The organism is Frankia sp. CcMO1 (assembly GCF_977945845.1).
In genome coordinates, this window is the sequence record NZ_CDWTMG010000211.1 from 1 (window position 1) to 1,354 (window position 1,354).

Below are 1,354 nucleotides of genomic sequence, written 5' to 3' on the forward strand. Positions count from 1 at the left end.
CAGATCCAGGTCACCTCCCAGACCGACGCCGACGGCAACACCACCACTACCGGCTACGACACCGACGGACAGATCTCCTCCGTCAACGACGGCAAGGGCAGCTACGCCTACGTCTACGACACCGCCACCGAACACCGCGGCCTGGTCACCAGCCTTGGCGTCGGCGCCGGGTCGGCACCGTCCACCTTCACCGCCACCTACAACGGCGACGGAGCCCTCACCAGCCAGACCTACCCGAACGGCCTCGTCGCCACCACCCGCCTCGACAACACCAACAAGCCGACCAGCCTCGCCTACGCCAAGTCCGGCACACCGTGGCTGACCTTCTCCCAGGCATACTCGATCCACGGCCAGGTCCGTCTCGACGCCAGCACGCCCGCGACCAAGACGCTGGGCTACGACCCGGCGGGCCGGCTGACCTCGGTCGTCGACGCGGTCAGCTACGGCGGGCCGCGGATCTGCACCACCCGCACCTACACCTACGACCTGGATTCCAATCGCATCGCCCTGACCAGCTACCCGGATGCCGGCGGTCAGCCGGACACCGGGAACTGCTCCACCGGCACGACCCCGCAGGTCTACTCTCACAGCTATGACCAGGCCGACCGGATCACCGACACCGGCTACACCTACGACCTGTTCGGCCGAACCACGGCTGTGCCGGCCGCCGACGCGGCCGGTGTCGCGCTTACCGTCGGCTACCACGTGAACGACATGGTCGCCTCGCAGACCGCAGGCTCGACTACCCGGACCTACACCCTCGACCCAGCACGGCGCATCCGATCCTGGAGTGAAGGATCGACGAGCTGGACTAAGGGGACGTAATGAAGTAACAAATACGTGATCGAGAGCATCATCGCAGGTCACAGGCCTGTGGAGGGTTCGAAACGCGCAAGTTATTTCATTTCGACTCCTAACCACTACCCGCTGGTTCGATACGACGGCACGACAGGTTCGACGGCGGCCGAACTCGGCGACAGCCCGGCCTGGATCGGCGTCACCGGCGGCGGGTGGACCCGCAACATCCTCGGAATCGGTGGAGATCTCGCCGCCGTCCAAGACAACACCGGCACGGTCACGCTGCAGCTGGCCAACCTGCGCGGAGACATCGTCGCCACCGTCCCCGACGACACCGCCGCTACCGCCATCGCCAGCTACGCCGAATCCAGCGAATTCGGCACCCCCTATTTCGCCAGTACCGCCTACGCCCGCTACGGCTGGCTCGGCGGAAAGCAACGCTCCCGCGACACCCTCGGCGGCCTCACCCTCATGGGCGTCCGCCTTTACAACCCCTACACCGGCCGTTTTCTCTCCACCGACCCCATCTTCGGCGGCAACGCCAAGGAGTCGAAAT

General features: G+C 66.0%; 1 protein-coding gene and 1 pseudogene. Both read left to right on the top strand.

The genetic code is table 11. The features are described from left to right. Positions 1 to 825 (top strand): annotated as a pseudogene (locus AC08OU_RS19470) (sugar-binding protein); the annotation flags it as partial. A 15-nt stretch (positions 826 to 840) separates the two neighbouring features. Further along, a partial coding sequence (locus AC08OU_RS19475; protein WP_476605483.1) for an RHS repeat-associated core domain-containing protein occupies positions 841 to 1,354 on the top strand: 514 nt, incomplete at its 3' end.